General features: G+C 71.3%; 15 protein-coding genes and 3 tRNA genes. 9 read left to right on the top strand and 9 right to left on the bottom strand.

Annotated features, from left to right (window positions below):
* Positions 1-51: 51 nt before the first annotated feature.
* The 3 genes from ACGFYN_RS07460 to ACGFYN_RS07450 all read left to right on the top strand — a co-directional run bounded on the left by ACGFYN_RS07460 (position 52) and on the right by ACGFYN_RS07450 (position 1,563).
* Positions 52-456: a hypothetical protein gene (locus ACGFYN_RS07460; protein ID WP_393864791.1), complete on the top strand. Its 405-nt coding sequence runs from the start codon at positions 52-54 to the stop codon at positions 454-456.
* 58 nt (positions 457-514) lie between these two features.
* Complete coding sequence (locus ACGFYN_RS07455; RefSeq protein WP_393864790.1) at positions 515-1,003, top strand: hypothetical protein; 489 nt, start codon at positions 515-517, stop codon at positions 1,001-1,003.
* A 263-nt stretch (positions 1,004-1,266) separates the two neighbouring features.
* A complete protein-coding gene (locus tag ACGFYN_RS07450) occupies positions 1,267-1,563 on the top strand; it encodes a hypothetical protein (protein WP_393864789.1) in 297 nt (98 codons plus the stop codon).
* A 120-nt stretch (positions 1,564-1,683) separates the two neighbouring features.
* Here the strand turns inward: ACGFYN_RS07450 and ACGFYN_RS07445 are convergent.
* The 3 genes from ACGFYN_RS07445 to ACGFYN_RS07435 all read right to left on the bottom strand — a co-directional run bounded on the left by ACGFYN_RS07445 (position 1,684) and on the right by ACGFYN_RS07435 (position 2,089).
* A tRNA-Ile gene (locus ACGFYN_RS07445) sits at positions 1,684-1,760 on the bottom strand.
* Between the two features lie 178 nt (positions 1,761-1,938).
* Positions 1,939-2,011, bottom strand: a tRNA-Asn gene (locus ACGFYN_RS07440).
* A 5-nt stretch (positions 2,012-2,016) separates the two neighbouring features.
* A tRNA-Asn gene (locus ACGFYN_RS07435) sits at positions 2,017-2,089 on the bottom strand.
* A 157-nt stretch (positions 2,090-2,246) separates the two neighbouring features.
* Here ACGFYN_RS07435 and ACGFYN_RS07430 point away from each other — a divergent pair.
* The 4 genes from ACGFYN_RS07430 to ACGFYN_RS07415 all read left to right on the top strand — a co-directional run bounded on the left by ACGFYN_RS07430 (position 2,247) and on the right by ACGFYN_RS07415 (position 7,883).
* A complete protein-coding gene (locus tag ACGFYN_RS07430) occupies positions 2,247-2,552 on the top strand; it encodes a YtxH domain-containing protein (protein WP_393864788.1) in 306 nt (101 codons plus the stop codon).
* A gap of 93 nt (positions 2,553-2,645) precedes the next feature.
* Positions 2,646-4,103 (top strand): FGGY family carbohydrate kinase, encoded by a 1,458-nt coding sequence (locus ACGFYN_RS07425; RefSeq protein ID WP_393864787.1) that lies wholly within the window; start codon positions 2,646-2,648, stop codon positions 4,101-4,103.
* Between the two features lie 115 nt (positions 4,104-4,218).
* Positions 4,219-5,952 (top strand): ABC transporter ATP-binding protein, encoded by a 1,734-nt coding sequence (locus tag ACGFYN_RS07420; protein WP_393864786.1) that lies wholly within the window; start codon positions 4,219-4,221, stop codon positions 5,950-5,952.
* Complete coding sequence (locus ACGFYN_RS07415) at positions 5,952-7,883, top strand: ABC transporter ATP-binding protein (protein WP_393864785.1); 1,932 nt, start codon at positions 5,952-5,954, stop codon at positions 7,881-7,883. Before ACGFYN_RS07420 ends, ACGFYN_RS07415 begins: the two co-directional genes overlap by 1 nt.
* A gap of 71 nt (positions 7,884-7,954) precedes the next feature.
* Here the strand turns inward: ACGFYN_RS07415 and ACGFYN_RS07410 are convergent, their stop codons facing one another.
* The 5 genes from ACGFYN_RS07410 to ACGFYN_RS07390 form a co-directional block, all read right to left on the bottom strand.
* A complete protein-coding gene (locus ACGFYN_RS07410; RefSeq protein WP_393864784.1) occupies positions 7,955-9,256 on the bottom strand; it encodes a sigma-70 family RNA polymerase sigma factor in 1,302 nt (433 codons plus the stop codon).
* A 103-nt stretch (positions 9,257-9,359) separates the two neighbouring features.
* On the bottom strand, positions 9,360-11,264 hold the full coding sequence (gene dnaG, locus ACGFYN_RS07405) for a DNA primase (RefSeq protein WP_393864783.1): 1,905 nt from the start codon (positions 11,262-11,264) through the stop codon (positions 9,360-9,362).
* A 104-nt stretch (positions 11,265-11,368) separates the two neighbouring features.
* Positions 11,369-12,634 carry an NAD(P)/FAD-dependent oxidoreductase gene (locus tag ACGFYN_RS07400; RefSeq protein ID WP_393864782.1) on the bottom strand — a complete coding sequence of 422 codons (1,266 nt, stop codon included), beginning with the start codon at positions 12,632-12,634 and terminating at the stop codon, positions 11,369-11,371.
* 135 nt (positions 12,635-12,769) lie between these two features.
* Positions 12,770-14,083, bottom strand: coding sequence for a deoxyguanosinetriphosphate triphosphohydrolase (locus ACGFYN_RS07395; protein WP_393864781.1), 1,314 nt, complete (start codon positions 14,081-14,083; stop codon positions 12,770-12,772).
* A 50-nt stretch (positions 14,084-14,133) separates the two neighbouring features.
* Positions 14,134-15,006, bottom strand: a complete 873-nt coding sequence (locus tag ACGFYN_RS07390) for a sirohydrochlorin chelatase (protein WP_393864876.1) — start codon at positions 15,004-15,006, stop codon at positions 14,134-14,136.
* A gap of 258 nt (positions 15,007-15,264) precedes the next feature.
* Between ACGFYN_RS07390 and ACGFYN_RS07385 the strand changes: the two genes are divergently transcribed.
* Both ACGFYN_RS07385 and ACGFYN_RS07380 read left to right on the top strand, forming a co-directional pair.
* Positions 15,265-15,951 (top strand): vancomycin high temperature exclusion protein, encoded by a 687-nt coding sequence (locus ACGFYN_RS07385; RefSeq protein WP_393864780.1) that lies wholly within the window; start codon positions 15,265-15,267, stop codon positions 15,949-15,951.
* A gap of 114 nt (positions 15,952-16,065) precedes the next feature.
* Positions 16,066-18,168, top strand: coding sequence for a molybdopterin oxidoreductase family protein (locus tag ACGFYN_RS07380; RefSeq protein ID WP_393864779.1), 2,103 nt, complete (start codon positions 16,066-16,068; stop codon positions 18,166-18,168).
* Between the two features lie 3 nt (positions 18,169-18,171).
* Here ACGFYN_RS07380 and ACGFYN_RS07375 read toward each other — a convergent pair whose 3' ends face one another.
* The gene (locus ACGFYN_RS07375) at positions 18,172-18,582 is read right to left on the bottom strand and encodes a gamma-glutamylcyclotransferase family protein (protein ID WP_393864778.1); all 411 of its coding nucleotides are present in this window, start codon (positions 18,580-18,582) and stop codon (positions 18,172-18,174) included.
* Positions 18,583-18,631 lie beyond the last annotated feature (49 nt).

Below are 18,631 nucleotides of genomic sequence, written 5' to 3'. Positions count from 1 at the left end.
TCACGGTCCTCGGCGACGCGATCGCCGGCCACCACCCGGTCTACGGCCACGGTGTCACCGTCGCCGCCCGGTGCGCGCTCGCCGTCCGCGCCGTCCTGCGCTCCACCGCGCTCACCGCTCCGGGCACCGCCCGCCGCCTCCAGCGCGCAGCGGCCCGCCCGGTCGGCGCCGCCCTGGAACCTGGCCGTCGGCCAGGACGTGTTCCACCCGGGCGCCAAGACCGCTCCCCCGACCACGGTGGAACGCGGCCTGACCCGTTTCATCGACCGCGCGGTCGCCACCGGCGCCCGCAACCCCCGTGCGCTGGGCGCCCTCCTGGACGTCATGAGCCTGTCGAAGCCGGCGCCGCGTCTCTTCTCGCCGGACATGCTGATCCCCCTGCGCTTCGGTCCGCGCGGGCCGCACCTTCAGGGCCCGCCCCTGACCGACGAGGAACGCCGTTCGACCGCTCCCTGACCGGCGGCCCCGTACCGGGGGCTGCCGGGGACCGGCCGCCGAGGCGCACACTGGGGCCATGCGCAGACGCCCTCCGCCGGGCACCGTCCCGTGGCACCGTGCCATGCGGACTCTCGCGCGCCTGCATCACCACCCCGCCCCGGCCCGCCCTTCGCGCCCGGCCCAGCTGCACGGCCTGCTCTCGGTCCTGGACGAAGCGGTGACCGCGCAGGCGCCGGCCGACGCGGCGGTGGCGGCCTGCGGCGAACCGGGCCCCGTCTCCCGCCAGACGGCCCGCTCCTGCGGCCGGCAGAGCATCACCCTGCATCGCCTGCGCTCCCGCCTGCAGGACCTGCAGCTCACCGAGCCGGACCTGGTGGCGGTCCAGGCCCACGCGGCCCGTCTGCTGGCCTACGACCTCTGGATGCTCCGCGAGTCCCTCAACCTCGCCTTCACGCTCCACCCCACCTCCCGCACCGAGGCCGCGCGGTTGCGCCTGAACGGCCTGGGCCGCCATGCCGACGACCTCCGGCGGCTGCGCGACGGCCTGCGCGGCGAAACGGCGTAACTCACCGCACTCACAAGCCACCCGGGTGCCACATCGCACCCAACGGCCGTCCGCACCACGGCTGTCGCTCAACTCCGTTCGCAGACAGGCCCGTTGAGGAGTACCCCAGCCCGTGCACGGGTGTTACGCCCCGAGAACCTTGCCGACGCTCAAGATGTGGACCGGCGCGCCCTGGGATAATTTGGGCCGTTTGTCACTAATCTCCGGTGGCTGTAAGGAGTCGATCCTTCGCGTCTCGCATCTACCTCTTCACCGGAGATGACATGCACAAGCTTCACAAGGCCGCCGTCCTGCTCGCCGCCCTCGGCAGCATCGGCATCCTGGCCGCCGGCACCGCACACGCCGACGGCACGGGCCAGGGCGGCGGCGTCGCCGCCGGCGGCCAGCTCAGCGTCCAGCAGAGCACCACGTGCCGGTCCCACGACCTGAACATCGACATCCTCGGCACGGTCGGGCTGCTCGACGGCGTGCTCGGCAACGGCCTCAACGGCGAGGGCGACCCGGCGGCCCAGAACGCGCAGCTCGGCTCGAAGATGGGTTGCGACAACAAGGCCTTCTAGTCGAGGCCCGGCTCGTCAACGGACAACAGACAGGCGGTCAGCCTCAGGGCTGACCGCCTGTCTGTTGTCCGCCGCCTGTAAGGTCCGCACAGGTCATATCGATTCTGCACCGATGATGTGTGGTGGGGCGGGTGGGACTCGAACCCACGGCCGACGGATTATGAGTCCGCTGCTCTAACCGGCTGAGCTACCGCCCCATAGCGGCGTGTCGCGCACATTTGTGCGCGCCGTCTGCCGCAGCATAGCCGCTCATACGATCTCCTGCTTCGTATGGTCGACTTCGCCTGCCCTTGAGGACTCCGCCGTGACCTGCACGGTTCCCGGGCGCGGGGCCGGACATGAAAAAGGACCCCGGAGGGGTCCTCGTTCAGCATGCTCCCCCGACTGGACTCGAACCAGTAACCTGCCGGTTAACAGCCGGCTGCTCTGCCAATTGAGCTACGGAGGACCGAGCTCCCCCGACTGGACTCGAACCAGTAACCTGCCGGTTAACAGCCGGCTGCTCTGCCAATTGAGCTACGGAGGAATGCCTCGTTGCATCGAACGTACCTACCTGGGTATTCGCCAGGGGGCGGGCGCTCGCTGCGACACATACATTAGCGCAAGCAGGGGGGTGCTCCGCCAATCGGTTCCCCCGGCACCGACACCGCGCCGAAGACCTGCACTAGGAGAGGGTGGCCGCCATGCGCTACAAGCTGACGTTCGTCGTCGGACTGGCCCTTGGTTACGTACTGGGCACGCGCGCCGGGCGCGAGCGCTACGAGCAGCTGAAGAAGTCGGCACGTCAGGTCGCGCAGAACCCCGCCGTCCGCAACACCGCGGAGTCGGCGGCGCAGCAGGGACGCGAGTTCGCGGGCAAGGCGTACCACGTGGTGAGCGACAAGGTCGGGGACCGCGTGCCGGACTCGGTGACCCAGCGGGTGCGCTCCCTTCGCGAACGCGGCGGCGACGGCGCGGCACAGGACGACTGGGGCACCAGCAACACCTAGCCGGCGCCCTCAGCGGCACATGGTTTCTCCTCGGCTGCGAGGGGCCTGTGAGGCCACGCGCCGTCGCGCCGCAGGGCCCATAGAATTTTGGTCATGGGGATAGTCGCCGGGCTGGACAGTGCGCCCGATTTCACTCGCATCGTCGTCTGTGACTCGGACACGGGCGCCGTGCTCAGGCAGGGGTACGCCCCGCATCCGATCGAGGGTGTCGACGGCGGGGGCGGACGGCCCTCCGACGTCGACCCGCAGGCCTGGCTGCTCTCCCTCGGTGAGGCGGCCGGCGGCGGACTTCTCGAAGGCGTGCAGGCCATCGGCGTGTCGGCGCAGGCGAACTCGCTCGTGCCGCTCGACTCCCAGGGCGGCACCGTGCGGCCCGCGATGGTCGGCGGGGACAAGCGGGCGCAGGTCGCGGCGGCCGATCTGATCGACGCGCTCGGCGGGCGCGAGGCGTGGGCGCAGGCGGTGGGGTGCGTGCCGCAGGCCGCGCAGCCGGTGACCAAGCTGCGCTGGCTGGCGAAGAACGAGCCCGACGCGGCCCTGCGCACCGCGATGCTCATGCAGGCCCACGACTGGCTGGTGTGGCAGTTGCTGGGTCGGCCCGTGCGCCGGACCACCGACCGGGGCGGCGCCTCCGGGACCGGGTACTGGTCGGCGGCCACCGGCTCCTACCGCACCGATCTCGTCGAGCTGGCGCTCGGTCACCAGGTCATGCTGCCCGAGGTGATCGGGCCGTCCGACCCGGCCGGTACGACCCCCGAGGGGCTGCTGATCTCGGCGGGGACCGGCGAGACCATGGCCGCCGCGTTGGGGCTCGGCATCGGGCTCGGTGACGCCGTGGTGTCGCTCGGCGCCTCCGGCTCCGTGATGGCGGTCCATCCCGAGGCCCTCTTCGACAGCAGCGGGATGATCACCTCCCTGGCGGACGCGACCGGCATGCATCTGCCCGTCGTCACCACGCTCAACGCCGTACGGGCCCTGCGCGGGACGGCCGAACTGCTCGGGCTGCCCGACCTGGAGAGTCTGTCCGATCTGGCGCTGAAGTCGACGCCCGGCTCGCACGGACTCGTACTCCTGCCGTATCTGGAGGGTGAGCGGACGCCGAACCTGCCGCACACCGCGGGCACCCTCGCCGGGCTGCGGCGGGAGTCGATGAAGGCGGAGCACCTGGCGCGGGCGGCGTTCGAGGGCATGCTGTGCGGGCTCGCGGACGCGCTGGACGTGCTGCGCGGGCGGGGCGTCGAGGTACGGCGGGTCTTCCTGCTGGGGGCGGCCGCCGAGCTGCCCGCCGTGCAGGCTGCGGCGCCGATGCTGTTCGGGGCGCAGGTCGTGGTGCCGCAGCCCGCGGACTACGCGGCGATCGGTGCCGCCCGGCAGGCGGCCTGGGCGCTCGGCTCCTCGCAGGGCACCCTCGACCCGCGCAACCCGCCGGCCTGGCAGGGCGCGGCGGCGCAGGTTCTCGAGCCCGGCGGCGAGCTGGCGGTGGGTCAGGCGGTGCGGCAGCAGTTCGTTTCCGTGAGGGATCAGACACACCCTGGAGCTTTCCGCCCGTAAGACGGTAAACCTCACTGCTGTCGGCTTAATCGGTTGAGGTAACACGGGTGGAGTGTCCGACGATAGGAGCCTCGGGCATCAAGCCCGCCCCATCGCCGACTCCGAGAGACGTAGCGTGCTCATACGACTACTGCGGACCTATCTCAGGCCCTACAAGAAACCCATCGCCCTGTTGGTGCTGCTGCAGTTCCTGCAGACCTGCGCCACCTTGTACCTGCCCACGCTCAACGCGCACATCATCGACAACGGCGTCGTGAAGGGTGACACGGGTTACATCCTCTCCTTCGGCGCCCTGATGATCGGCATCTCGCTGGCGCAGGTCGTGTGCAACATCGGTGCCGTCTACTTCGGCGCCAGGACCGCCTCGGCGCTCGGCCGGGACGTCCGGGCCGCCGTCTTCGACCGGGTGCAGTCCTTCTCCTCGCGGGAGGTCGGCCACTTCGGCGCGCCGTCGCTGATCACCCGCACCACCAATGACGTGCAGCAGGTCCAGATGCTGGCCCTGATGACGTTCACGCTGATGGTGTCCGCGCCGATCATGTGCGTGGGCGGCATCGTGCTGGCGCTCGGTCTGGACGTGCCGCTGTCAGCGGTGCTGGTCGCGGTGGTGCCCACCCTGGGCATCTGCGTGACCCTGATCGTGCGGCGGCTGCGGCCGCTGTTCCGTTCCATGCAGACCCGGCTGGACACGGTGAACCGGGTGCTGCGCGAGCAGATCACCGGCAACCGCGTCATCCGCGCCTTCGTCCGGGACGACTACGAGAAGGACCGGTTCCGGAAGTCCAACGCCGATCTCACCGAGATGTCGCTGAAGACCGGCAACATGCTCGCGCTGATGTTCCCGATCGTGATGACGGTGGTGAACCTGTCGTCGATCGCCGTGGTCTGGTTCGGTGCGCACCGCATCGACAGCGGCGGCATGCAGATCGGCGATCTGACCGCCTTTCTCGCCTATCTCATGCAGATCGTCATGTCCGTGATGATGGCCACCTTCATGTTCATGATGGTGCCGCGCGCGGAGGTGTGCGCCGAGCGGATCCAGGAGGTCCTCGGCACCTCCTCCAGCGTGGTGCCGCCGGTGGCGCCGGTCACCGAGCTGCGCCGGCACGGGCACCTGGAGATCCGTAACGCCGGGTTCCGCTATCCCGGTGCCGAGGAGCCCGTCCTCACGGCGATCGACCTGGTGGCACGGCCCGGCGAGGTGACCGCCGTGATCGGCTCGACCGGCAGCGGCAAGTCCACGCTGCTCGGGCTGGTCCCGCGGCTGTTCGACGCGACCGACGGCGAGGTCCTCGTCGACGGCACGGACGTCGCCTCCCTCGAGCCGAAGCTGCTGGCGAAGACGGTCGGGCTCGTACCGCAGAAGCCGTACCTGTTCGCGGGCACCGTGGCGACCAATCTGCGCTACGGCAATCCGGACGCCACGGACGAGGAGCTGTGGCAGGCGCTGGAGGTCGCGCAGGCCAAGGGCTTCGTGACCGAGCTGGAGGGCGGGCTCAACGCGCCCATCGCGCAGGGCGGTACGAACGTCTCGGGCGGCCAGCGCCAGCGGCTCGCCATCGCCCGCACGCTCGTCCAGCGCCCGGAGATCTACCTCTTCGACGACTCCTTCTCCGCCCTCGACTACGCCACCGACGCCGCGCTGCGGGCGGCGCTCTCCGAGGAGACCGCGGAGGCGACCGTCGTGATCGTCGCCCAGCGGGTGGCGACCATCCGGGACGCCGACCGGATCGTGGTCCTCGACGAGGGCCGGATCGTCGGCACGGGCCGTCATCACGAACTGATGGCCGACAACGAGACATACCGGGAGATCGTGCTCTCCCAGCTGACGGAAGCGGAGGCTGCCTGATGGCCGGGCCGATGGCGCGGATGATGGGCCAGGGCGGCGGCCCGGACAACCACTCGATGGACTTCAAGGTCTCGGGCAAACGCCTGATCTCCCAGTTCAAGCCGGAACGTCTCACCATCTATGCGCTGCTGCTGTGCGTGGTGGTCAGCGTGGGCCTCAACGTGATCGGGCCGAAGATCCTCGGCAAGGCCACCGACCTGGTCTTCTCCGGAATCATCGGGCGGCAGATGCCGGCCGGTGCGACCAAGGAGCAGGTCCTCGACTCGATGCGGGCGCGGGGCCAGGGGCAGGTCGCCGACATGCTCCGCAGCACCGACTTCACACCGGGCCAGGGCATCGACTTCGACGCCGTGGGCCGCGTACTGCTGCTGGCGCTGTGCACGTTCGCGGTCGCCGGCCTGCTGATGGCGGTGGCGACGCGGCTGGTCAACCGGACGGTCAACCGCACGATGTTCCGGATGCGCGAGGACGTGCAGACGAAGATGTCGCGCCTTCCGCTGTCGTACTTCGACAAGCGCCAGCGCGGTGAGGTGCTGTCCCGCGCGACCAACGACATCGACAACATCGGGCAGACGCTGCAGCAGTCGATGGGCCAGCTCATCAACTCGCTGCTGACGATCATCGGTGTGCTCGCGGTGATGTTCTGGGTGTCGTGGCTGCTGGCGCTGGTCGCGCTGGTGACCGTGCCGCTGTCGTTCGTCGTCGCCACGCGCGTGGGCAAGCGCTCGCAGCCGCACTTCGTGCAGCAGTGGCGCTCCACCGGCAAGCTGAACGCCCACGTCGAGGAGATGTACACCGGCCACACGCTGGTGAAGGTGTTCGGGCGGCAGGACGAGTCGGCGCAGCAGTTCGCCGAGCAGAACGACGCGCTGTACGAGGCCGGGTTCAAGGCGCAGTTCAACAGCGGGATCATGCAGCCGCTGATGATGTGCGTGTCGAACCTCAATTACGTGCTGGTGGCCGTCGTCGGCGGTCTGCGGGTCGCCTCGGGCGCCCTGTCCATCGGTGACGTGCAGGCCTTCATCCAGTACTCGCGGCAGTTCTCGATGCCGCTGACGCAGGTCGCGTCGATGGCCAACCTGGTGCAGTCGGGTGTCGCCTCGGCCGAGCGGATCTTCGAACTCCTGGACGCGGAGGAGCAGGAGGCGGATCCGGTGGAGGGCCGGCGGCCCGAGGAGCTGCGTGGGCGGGTGGAGCTGCAGAACATCTCCTTCCGCTACGACCCCGACAAGCCGCTGATCGAGAACCTGTCCCTGAAGGCCGAACCGGGCCACACGGTCGCGATCGTCGGCCCGACGGGCGCGGGCAAGACCACCCTGGTGAACCTGCTCATGCGGTTCTACGACGTCTCCGGCGGGCGGATCACGCTCGACGGCGTCGACATCGCGTCCATGTCCCGGAACGAACTGCGTTCCGGGATCGGCATGGTGCTGCAGGACACGTGGCTGTTCGGCGGCACGATCGCGGAGAACATCGCGTACGGCGCGTCCCGGGAGGTCACCCGGGGCGAGATCGAGGAGGCGGCGCGGGCCGCGCACGCCGACCGGTTCGTCCGTACGCTGCCCGACGGGTACGACACCGTGATCGACGACGAGGGCACGGGGGTCAGCGCCGGTGAGAAGCAGCTCATCACCATCGCGCGGGCGTTCCTGTCCGACCCGGTGATCCTGGTGCTCGACGAGGCCACCAGCTCCGTGGACACCCGCACCGAGGTGCTGATCCAGAAGGCGATGGCCAAACTCGCGCACGGGCGCACGTCGTTCGTGATCGCGCACCGGCTGTCGACCATCCGGGACGCGGACACGATCCTCGTCATGGAGAACGGGTCGATCGTCGAGCAGGGCGCGCACGGGGATCTCTTGGCGGCGGACGGGGCGTACGCGCGGCTGTACAAGGCGCAGTTCGCCCAGGCTGTGGCCGAGGTGGACTAACGGTGCCGGTCGATCAGCTGTGAGGGGGGCCGCCGGGAGGCGGCCCCCCCTTCTCTGTCAGCTCGGACGGCTCAGTCCAGGTATCCCCGCAGCTGGTCCGCGAAGGCGTGGTCGCGGAGCTTGTTCAGGGTCTTCGACTCGATCTGCCGTATCCGTTCCCGGGTCACGCCGAAGATGCGGCCTATCTCCTCCAGCGTGCGGGGGCGGCCGTCGGCCAGGCCGTAGCGGAGCTGTACGACCTTGCGCTCACGCTCGCCGAGCGTGGAGAGCACGGCTTCCAGGTGCTCCCTGAGCAGCAGGAACGCCGCCGACTCCACCGGTGAGGTCGCGTCGCCGTCCTCGATCAGGTCGCCGAGGGCCACGTCGTCCTCCTCGCCCACGGGGGCGTGCAGGGAGACGGGCTCCTGGGCCAGCCGCAGCACCTCGCTGACCCGCTCTGGCGCCAGGTCGAGGTGGGCGGCGACCTCTTCCGGTGTCGGCTCGTAGCCCCGCTCCTGCAGCATGCGGCGCTGGACGCGGACGACCCGGTTGATCAGTTCGACGACATGGACCGGGACGCGGATCGTACGGGCCTGGTCGGCTAGAGCCCGCGACATGGCCTGGCGGATCCACCAGGTCGCGTACGTCGAGAACTTGTAGCCGCGGGCGTAGTCGAACTTCTCGACCGCCCTGATGAGCCCGAGGTTGCCCTCCTGGACCAGGTCCAGCATGGTCAGGCCGCGGCCGACGTACCGCTTGGCCACGGAGACCACGAGGCGCAGGTTCGCCTCGATGAGGCGGCGCTTGGCCATCCGGCCCATGACCACCAGGCGGTCCAGGTCGAGGGCCAACTGGCTGTCGAGAGAAGGGGCGTTGCCCAGCTTCTCCTCGGCGAACAGGCCGGCCTCGACCCGTCGGGCGAGTTCGACCTCCTCGGCCGCGGTGAGCAGCGGGATACGGCCGATCTCGCGCAGGTACTGGCGGAACAGGTCGGAGGACGGGCCGCTGGTGTCGGCGCGGGCCCGCTCCACGACGGGAGGTTCCACCGGCTCGGTGGCCTCGGTCTCCAGCGCCCCGGCGGGCGGTTCGGCCGGCTCGGGCGCGCCCTCCGGGTCCGCCTCGGGGTGGTGCATGACACGGTTCTGCGGGGGGACCGCGACCAGAACCTCGGTCTCGGCGTCCGGCTCCGTGTCCGTACTGGCGTCGGTCTGGGTGAGGGTCTGGGTCTGCACGGGGGCGACCTCCAGGATGATCGCTGCAGAGGTGTGCGGCAGCGGTACTTCGGGGGCGGAGTCTGCGGCCACGCCGCTGTCCGTCCCGTACGCGATGAGCGGAACCGCGGGGTTGTGGGACCCGTGTGGGACGGATCGGCCGCGCTCCGAGGACTCAGGCACCGGAACCCAGTGTGGAGTACGACACATCGCCGCCACGAGGGGCGTGCGGTGACTTTTTGCAATCGTGCCGTGACCGCGCGGTTACCCAGCCGTACGGCTGTGCTCAGAGCGCCGCGGCTCCTTGCTCCCGCAGCGCCTGGTCATACTGTTGGAGTACCCACAATTCGTTCTGTACCGCAGCCAGTTGCGCCGGATCTCCGCCCGCGGAGACCCGGGCCATCTGCGACTGGATGTCGCGGATACGGCGCTCCACGGCACGGCGCCTGACCTGGACCAGCACCATGCCCGCGTACGCCTCGTCCACCGTGCGGCGCATGATCGGCTCGACGGCGAGCTCGGTGACCATGGCACGGACGGCGTCGTCGGGCGCGACCTCGCGGACCCGGACCAGGTACTCCTGGGCGTCCCGCGTGCCGTCCTCGGCGCCGCCCGCCTCCATGACCGCCTGGCGTACGGCGGCGTAGGGCGCGGCGGTGAACTCGTCGATGCCGTACGCGTCGAAGGCCGGGGAGACCAACTCAGGTTGCTGGAGGGCCAGTTTGAGCAGTTCGCGTTCGGTGGCGTAGACGGGGTTGCGGAGGTTGAGGGCGGGGCCGGAGTTCCTGGGGCGGGGGGCCGCCTCGTACCCCTGCGGGCCGCGGGCCGACGGGGCCGGGCCGCCCTTGCCGCCTCGGTCGCGGGCCCAACGGGCCAGCTGGGCCACCCGCTTGACCACGAACTGGGTGTCGAGGATGCCGAGCATGCCGGCGAGCTGCACGGCGACCTCGTGCTGGGCGCCGCTGTTCTTGATGCGGGCGACGATCGGGGCCGCCTCGTCCAGGGCCGCGGCGCGGCCGGCGGGGGTGTCGAGGTCGTAGCGGACGACGATCTGGCGCAGCGCGAACTCGAAGAGCGGGGTGCGGGGTTCGACCAGGTCCGTCACCGCGTCGTCGCCCTTCGCGAGGCGCAGCTCGCAGGGGTCCATGCCGTCCGGAGCGATCGCGATGTAGGTCTCGGCGGCGAACTTCTGGTCGTCCTCGAAGGCGCGCAGGGCCGCCTTCTGGCCGGCCGCGTCGCCGTCGAAGGTGAAGATCACGCGCGCGCTGCCGTTGTCCATCAGCAGCCGGCGCAGGATCTTGATGTGGTCGCCGCCGAAGGCCGTGCCGCAGGTGGCGATCGCCGTCGTCACGCCGGCCAGGTGGCAGGCCATGACGTCGGTGTAGCCCTCGACGACCACCGCGCGGGACGCCTTGGCGATGTCCTTCTTGGCGAGGTCGATGCCGTACAGGACCTGGGACTTCCGGTAGATCGCGGTGTCGGGGGTGTTGAGGTACTTCGGGCCGTTGTCCGCCTCGTACAGCTTGCGGGCGCCGAAGCCGACGACGTCGCCGCCGATGTCGCGGATCGGCCACATCAGACGGCCGCGGAAGCGGTCGATGGGGCCGCGGCGGCCCTCCTGGGCGAGACCGGACAGGAGCAGTTCCTTGTCGGTGAAGCCCTTGCCGCGCAGATAGCGGGTGAGGTGGTCCCAGCCCTGGGGGCTGTAGCCCACGGAGAAGTGCTCGGCGGCCGCCTGGTCGAAGCCGCGCTCGGCGAGGAACGCGCGGCCGGTGTCGGCCTCGGGGCCGGTGGCCAGCTGCTCCATGTACCACTGCGCGGCGATCTTGTGGGCCTCGACCAGGCGGATGCGCTCGCCGCGCTGGTGGGACGGGTTGTACCCGCCCTCCTCGTACCGCAGCGTGATGCCGGCCTGGGCGGCCAGGCGCTCGACCGACTCCGAGAACGTGAGGTGGTCGACCTTCATCACGAACGTGATGGTGTCGCCGCCCTCCTGACAGCCGAAGCAGTGGAAGAGTCCCTTGCTCGGGCTGACCTGGAAGGACGGCGACTTCTCGTCGTGGAACGGGCACAGGCCCTTGAGGTTGCCGCCACCCGCGTTGCGCAGCTGGAGGTACTCGGACACCACGGCGTCGATCGGGACCGCGTCCCGTACCGCCTTCACGTCCTCGTCGTTGATCCGTCCTGCCACGTGGTGATTCTACGGGGCAGAACTGACACTCCTGGGGCGCCTCCGCGTTCGGCCGGGGTCCGGGGGTTGCCCCCGGGAGTCACAGCACGGGGGTGCTGTGACATCTAGGAGACGAGGCTTGCGAGCGGAACGTGCGGGTCCGCCAGCGCCTCCGTGTCCACCCGTGTCTTCGAGCGGATCAGCTGCTGGACGGGGTCCTTGACGTCCCACACGTTCACGTTCATCCCGGCCAGCACCCGGCCGTCCTTGACCCAGAACGCGATGAACTCACGCTTTCCGGCGTCTCCCCGGATCACCACTTCGTCGTACGAGCCCGGGGGCGCCCAGCCGTTGTACTCCATCCCCAGGTCGTACTGGTCCGAGAAGAAATAGGGCACACGGTCGTAGGTGACGTCCCGGCCGAGCATGGCGCGGGCGGCCGCCGGTCCGCCGTTGAGGGCGTTGGCCCAGTGCTCGATGCGCAGGCGGGTGCCGAACAGGGCGTGCGGGAAGGAGACGACGTCACCGGCCGCGAAGATGTCGGGGTCCAAGGTGCGCAGCCGCTCGTCGACCACGATGCCGGCGCCGTGCTCGCGGCCGGCGATCTCCAGGCCGGCCGCCTCCGCGAGGCCGGTGCGCGGGGCCGCGCCGATCGCCGCCAGGACGTCGTGGGCGGGGTGCTCCTCGCCGTCGTCCGTGCGGGCGGCCAGCACCATGCCGTCCTGGCCCACGATCTCCGTGAGCTTCGCGCCGAAGTGGAAGCGGACGCCGTGCTCGCGGTGCAGGTCCGCGAAGAGGCTGCCGAGTTCGGGGCCGAGGACGGCGTGCAGCGGGGTCTGCGCGGGCTCCACGACGGTCACCTCGGCGCCGTACTCGCGGGCCGCCGCCGCGACCTCCAGGCCGATCCAGCCCGCTCCGGCGATCACGATGTGGCCGTTGTCCCGGCCGAGGGCGGCCAGGACGCCCTTGAGCCGCTCGGCGTGGGCGAGGCGGCGCAGGTGGTGGACGCCCGCGAGGTCGGTGCCCGGGATGTCCAGCCGGCGCGGCTCCGCTCCCGTGGCCAGCAGCAGCTTGTCGTAGCGGACGAGCGTGCCGTCCCCGCCGAAGCGGACCGTCCTGGCCGTGCGGTCGATGGCCTCGACGGTCTCGCCGAGGTGCAGCTCGATGTCGTTGCGGGCGTACCAGGCCGGTTCGTGGACGAAGACGCTGTCGCGCTCCTCCTTGCCCAGCAGGTAGCCCTTGGAGAGGGGCGGGCGCTCGTAGGGGTGGTCGCGTTCGTCGCAGATCAGTATCACCCGCCCGCTGAAGCCCTCCGCCCGGAGCGTCTCGGCCGCCTTCGCGCCGGCGAGGCCGCCTCCGACGATGACGAATGTCTGATCCGCGTCGACCACTTGATGCCTCCTCTTAAGGGTGCCGCCACATGCGAGCGTCCCGCACGCAGCGTGATGGGGGAAGAGGGAGTGGCCCGATCAGGCCACGGAGGGTCACATTCGGGCGTGTTTGGTGTCACCCGCGTCCCGCCAGTCTCATGGATGCCCCGTCAGGCGCGCGTGTAGCGACCGGGCCGAGGCGTCCGTGAGAGAGGCGATCTGGTCCACGACGACGCGCTTGCGGGCACGGTCGTCGCCGGCCTGGTCGAACAGGGCGCGGAACTGCGGGTCCAGGCCGTCCGGGGCGCGCAGGGTGAGCGCCTCGGCCAGCTCGGCCACCACGATCCGCTGGTCGGCCCGCAGCCGCTCCTGCTCGGCGCGCTGCATGACGTAGCGGTCGGCGACGGCCTTGAGGACCGCGCACTCCAGCCGCGTCTCGTGCGGGACGACGAGCTCGGCGTCGTAGCGGCTCAGGCGCCCGGAGCCGTACCTCGCGCGCGTGGCGGCCTCGGCGGCGAGGCAGAAGCGGCCGATGAGCTGGCTGGTGGCGTCCTTGAGGCGGGCCTGGGCGGCCGCCGAGCCGTCGTAGCCGTGCGGCCACCACGCCTGGTCCTGGAGGCGGTCGAGGGCGGCGGACAGCTCGGCGGGGTCGGTGTCCGCGGGCACGTACCGGCCGACGGCCACGGCGAAGACCGCCTGCCGTTCGGGCTCGGCGTGCAGGCAGTTGGGGTCGACGTGGCCGGCGTGCAGGCCGTCCTCGACGTCGTGCACCGAATACGCCACGTCGTCCGACCAGTCCATGACCTGGGCCTCGAAGGTGGCACGGGGGCCGGGGGCCTCCTTGCGGACCCAGTCGAAGACGGCGCGGTCGTCCTCGTAGACACCGAACTTCCGGGAGCCGGGGTCGGTGGGGTGGGCGCCGCGCGGCCACGGGTACTTGGTGGCCGCGTCCAGCGTGGCGCGGGTGAGGTTGAGGCCGACGGAGCGGGAGCCGCCGTCGGTGAAGCGCTTGGGTTCGATGCGGGTGAGCAGCCGCAGCGACTGGGCGTTGCCCTCGAAGCCCCCGACGTCCTCGGCGAATTCGTTCAGCGCCTGTTCGCCGTTGTGACCGAAGGGCGGATGGCCCAGGTCGTGGGAGAGGCAGGCGGCCTCCACCAGGTCCGGGTCGCAGCCCAGGGCCGCGCCGAGCTCACGGCCGACCTGGGCGCACTCCAGGGAGTGGGTGAGTCGCGTACGCGGGCTGGCGTCCCACGCCTGGCTGCGGGTCCCGGGGGTGACCACCTGGGTCTTGCCGGCCAGCCGGCGCAGGGCCGCGGAGTGCAGCACCCGCGCGCGGTCGCGCTGGAAGGCGGTGCGTCCGGGGCGCTTGTCGGGCTCCGGTGCCCAGCGCTCCACCGCGGGCGCGTCGTACCCGGGGGGCGGGAGGTGGTTCTCGTAAGCCTGCGGTGCGATGCCTGCGCTGCCTTCCATGCACCCGACAGTAAAGCCCGGCACCGACAATCGGGACGTCGGTGACCGTTTCAGGCCGAGGCGAGTTCGGCCCGCGTCACCGTGCCGGGCGTCGCCAGTGCCTGGTCGTAGCGGTGCAGGACGAGGCGGGCCATCGCCGGGTGGGTGCCCAGCGGGGCCGAGGCGATCCACGGGGCCGCCTGGGCGCACTCGGTGGCGAAGCGGCCCGGCGCCGTGAAGTACGAGGCGACGGCGACCCGGTGGCGGCCGCTCGCGGCCAGGGCGCGCACCGCGTCCGGGACGGCCGGTGCGGCGGTGGTGGCGTAGGCGGGGACCACCGGGACACCCAGGCGGTCGGCGAGCAGCTGGGCCGTACGGCCCGTGTCCACCTTCGACTCCGGGTCGCGGGAGCCGGCGGCGGCGAGGACCACGGCGCTCCTGCGGCGGGCCGCCTCGTCCATGCGGGTGCGCCAGCCGGCCTCGACGAGGCGGGAGTACAGCGCATCCACGAGCAGCGGGTGCGGGCCGAGGGCACCGGCCACGCGCGTGTGCGCGTCGGAGGCGGCGGCCATCTCGGGGATGTCCCGCTTGATGTGGTAGCCCCGGCCGAGCAGCAGCGGGACCAGGACGGCCTCGCCGGTGCCGAGGGAGGCGAGGGTGTCGGGCAGGAGCGGTTCGTTCAGTTCGATGTGGCCGAGGTGGACGCGCAGGCCGGGGCGCTCGTCCCGGATCCGGTCGACAAGCGCCTGGACGGTCTTCAGGGCGCGCGGGTCACGGCTGCCGTGCGCCACGACCACGAGGGCGGGAGGGCCGGGGCGCCGCCTGCCGTTGAGCGAGACGAGGCTGAGCTGACTGGCGAGCTGCGTGCTGATCCGGTCCATGAGATGGGCCGTGCTGCCGAGGTGGGCCGCCTGGAACTGCACGGCCGCACCGGGCTCGGTCATGGACTCGTCGCGAGGAGGGTTCGACGGCGTCATGGACACATGATCGGTGCCGCAGGTTGCCGATCCGTTGCGCCGGAATGACGGGCGCTTTCCGGCTGTTCACCGTGGGACCTGTGGGGTTTGTGAGGCGACGCGGCCTGGGCTTTCACTCTCCGAGTGAGACTGGTCACTTAGTGTGCGCGCGAACCGCGCGGCCTGACAGGACGTCTCTGACTGTCGACACACGGACTTCGCAGGCCACACGGGAGGGACCGTCCGATGCGCCGACCCACGTTGCGCAGACCTCGGCTGCCACGCACGCGTACCGGCCGCCGGCGGCTGGTCCAGGCCGTGATGGCCGGGTGCGTGCTGGCGCTGCTGCCGGCGACCTGGATGTACACGGTCACCGGCGACCGGCTGCGCACCACGGCGGACGTGCCCCGCACCGAGGTCGCCGTCGTGTTCGGCGCGGGCCTGTGGGACGGAGAGCCCTCCCCCTACCTCGCCCACCGCCTGGACGCGGCCGCGCGGCTGTACCGCGAGAACCGCGTCGAGGTCGTCCTGGTCACCGGCGACAACAGCCGCAAGGACTACGACGAGCCCGACGCCATGCGCGGCTACCTGACCCGGCACGGCGTCCCCGACGGGCGGATCGTCAGCGACTACGCCGGCTTCGACACCTGGGACTCCTGCGTCCGCGCGAAGAAGATCTTCGGCGTCGACCGGGCGGTGCTGATCAGCCAGGGCTTCCACATCCGGCGGGCGGTCGCGCTGTGCCAGGCGGCGGGCGTGCGGTCGTACGGCATCGGGGTCCAGGACAAGCACGACGTGACCTGGTACTACGGCGGCACCCGCGAGATCTTCGCGGCGGGCAAGGCGGCGCTGGACGCGGTGTTCCAGCCGGACCCGCGCTTCCTCGGGCCGAAGGAGGCGGGGGTGCCGGCGGCGCTGGCGACCGCCCGGTGACGAGGCGGTCGCGGCGCCCCTCACGCCGGGCGGCCCGACAGGGGGAGGCCGCCGTCCCGCCGGCGTAACAGGGGGCCGTCCCGTATGTAACACGGCCGAAGCACGCTGGGTGGCATGCAGACCACCGCGACGCCCACGCACTGCCCGTACTGCGCCCTGCAGTGCGGGATGAACCTCACGCCCGCGCCGGACGGCACGGTCGAGGTGAGTGAGCGCGCGGACTTCCCGGTGAACCGGGGCGCACTGTGCGGCAAGGGCCGTACGGCACCGGCCGTGCTCTCGTCCCGGGTGCGCCTGACCTCCCCGTTGGTGCGCTCCGAGGGCACCCTCACGCCCGCCACCTGGGACGAGGCACTGGACCGTATCGCCGAAGGACTGCGCCGGACGCGTACGGAACATGGCCCGGACGCGGTCGGCGTCTTCGGCGGGGGCGGTCTGACGAACGAGAAGGCGTACACCCTGGGCAAGTTCGCCCGGGTGGTGCTCGGCACCTCGCAGATCGACTACAACGGCCGCTTCTGCATGTCGTCGGCGGCGGCCGCCGGCACGAGGGCCTTCGGGCTGGACCGCGGGCTGCCCTTCCCGCTGGAGGACATACCGAGGACCGGCTGCGTGATCCTCGTCGGGTCGAACCTCGCCGAGACGATGCCGCCGTCACTCCGGTTCTTCAGCGAACTCCGGGAGAACGGCGGCACTTTGATCGTCGTCGACCCCCGCCGCACGAAGACCGCCGAGCAGGCCGACCTGCACCTCGCGCCCCGCCCGGGCACGGACCTCGCCCTCGCACTCGGCCTGCTGCATCTGATCGTGGCCGAGGGCCGGGTCGACGAGGCCTACGTCCAGGACCGTACGGCCGGCTGGGAGGAGGCGCGGGCCGCGGCGATGGCGCACTGGCCCGAGTACGTGGAACGGATCACGGGGGTGTCCGTTCCCGAACTGCGCGAGGCGGTACGGCTGTTCTGCGAGCCCGAGGCCGCGATGGTGCTGACCGCGCGCGGGCCCGAGCAGCAGGCCAAGGGCACCGACACGGTGAGCGCCTGGATCAACCTGTGCCTGGCCACCGGCCGGGCGGGCCGCCCGCTGTCCGGATACGGCTGCCTGACCGGGCAGGGCAACGGCCAGGGCGGGCGCGAACACGGCCAGAAGGCCGACCAGTTGCCCGGCTACCGCAAGCTGGACGATCCGGCGGCACGGCGCCATGTGGCCGAGGTGTGGGGCGTGGACCCCGACAGCCTGCCCGGACCGGGCCGCAGCGCCTACGAGTTGCTCGACGCCCTCGGCACGGACATCAAGTCCCTGCTGCTGATGGGGTCGAACCCGGTGGTGTCGGCGCCGCACGCCGCGCATGTCGAGGAGCGCGTCAAGTCGCTCGACTTCCTCGCCGTGTGCGATGTCGTGCTGTCCGAGACGGCGGCCCTCGCCGACGTCGTCCTGCCCGTGACGCAGTGGGCGGAGGAGACCGGCACGACCACCAGCCTCGAAGGGCGTGTCCTGCTGCGGCGGCAGGCGATCACCGCCCCCGGCGGCGTCCGCAGCGACCTGGAGGTCATGCACGAACTGGCCGGCCGGCTCGGCGTGGAGAAGGGCTTCCCGACCGACGCCGAGGAGGTCTTCGAGGAGCTGCGCCGGGCCAGCGCGGGCGGGCCCGCCGACTACTCCGGCATCACCTACCGCAGGCTGGCGAAGGAGAACGGGGTGTTCTGGCCGTGCCCCCAGGACGAGTCCGCGGACGAGGAGGCCGCCGGCGCCGCCCACCCCGGCACTCCCCGCCTCTTCCTCGACCGGTTCGCCACCCCGGACGGCCGGGCCCGGTTCGTCCCCGTCTCGCACCGCGCCTCCGCCGAGGAACCGGACGAGGAGTACCCGGTGCTGCTGACCACCGGCCGGGTCGTCGCCCAGTACCAGTCCGGCGCCCAGACCCGCCGCGTGGCGGAGCTGAACGCCGCCGCGCCGGGCCCGTTCGTGGAGCTGCACCCGCGCCTCGCGGCGCGGCTCGGGGCGGCCGAGGGCGACCCGGTCGCGGTGGTCTCCCGCCGGGGCCGCGCGGTGGCACCGGCCCGCATCACCACCTCGATCCGCCCGGACACCGTCTTCATGCCCTTCCACTGGCCCGGCGAGGGCCGCGCCAACACCCTGACCAACCCGGCGCTCGACCCGACCTCCCGGATGCCGGAGTTCAAGGCGTGCGCGGTGCGGCTGGAGGCCGTACGGAAGTGAATCTCACCTGAGCCGCCAGTCGCCGCTCTCGATCAGCTTCCCGCGGGCGCGCAGACGTGCGGCGACGGCGGGGGCGGCCACGTAGACCCAGGCGCGTACGGGCGGTCCGGCACCGTCGCGGTGCACCTCGCGCTCGACCCGCTCGTAGAGGTTGCGCGGATCGCCGGGCGCGTACTCCTCCAGGCGGTCGAGGTCCGCCAGCAACTCCTCGTGGTCATCGGGCAGTGCGGTCACCAGCTCGCCGTACACGACACCGCCGCGCTCCTCGACGGCGTACGGATAGCCCGGACCGTCGTAGAGCACCGCGCCGTCCAGCCGTCCCGGCTCCTCGGGCCCGGTGCGGCCGCGCAGGAAGGGGCCGTGGTTGGGCTCTCCGCGGAGCAGGGTGCCGTAGACGAAGAAACGGAGACTCACAAAAACGATTCTCTCTCCTCACATACCTCCTCGTACGCGCTATGGACCT

This window comes from Streptomyces sp. NPDC048419 (assembly GCF_043200415.1).
In the GTDB taxonomy this organism is placed as follows: domain Bacteria; phylum Actinomycetota; class Actinomycetes; order Streptomycetales; family Streptomycetaceae; genus Streptomyces.
This window is presented reverse-complemented; position numbering and strand designations above follow the sequence as displayed.

Bases quoted from the DNA above. Each gene is read 5' to 3' on its own strand.
- ACGFYN_RS07455 (WP_393864790.1), top strand. From the start codon at position 515: ATGCGCAGACGCCCTCCGCCGGGCACCGTCCCGTGGCACCGTGCCATG.
- ACGFYN_RS07450 (WP_393864789.1), top strand. From the start codon at position 1,267: ATGCACAAGCTTCACAAGGCCGCCGTCCTGCTCGCCGCCCTCGGCAGC.
- ACGFYN_RS07430 (WP_393864788.1), top strand. From the start codon at position 2,247: ATGCGCTACAAGCTGACGTTCGTCGTCGGACTGGCCCTTGGTTACGTA.
- ACGFYN_RS07425 (WP_393864787.1), top strand. From the start codon at position 2,646: ATGGGGATAGTCGCCGGGCTGGACAGTGCGCCCGATTTCACTCGCATC.
- ACGFYN_RS07415 (WP_393864785.1), top strand. From the start codon at position 5,952: ATGGCCGGGCCGATGGCGCGGATGATGGGCCAGGGCGGCGGCCCGGAC.
- ACGFYN_RS07395 (WP_393864781.1), bottom strand. From the start codon at position 14,083: ATGGAAGGCAGCGCAGGCATCGCACCGCAGGCTTACGAGAACCACCTC.
- ACGFYN_RS07390 (WP_393864876.1), bottom strand. From the start codon at position 15,006: ATGACCGAGCCCGGTGCGGCCGTGCAGTTCCAGGCGGCCCACCTCGGC.
- ACGFYN_RS07385 (WP_393864780.1), top strand. From the start codon at position 15,265: ATGCGCCGACCCACGTTGCGCAGACCTCGGCTGCCACGCACGCGTACC.
- ACGFYN_RS07380 (WP_393864779.1), top strand. From the start codon at position 16,066: ATGCAGACCACCGCGACGCCCACGCACTGCCCGTACTGCGCCCTGCAG.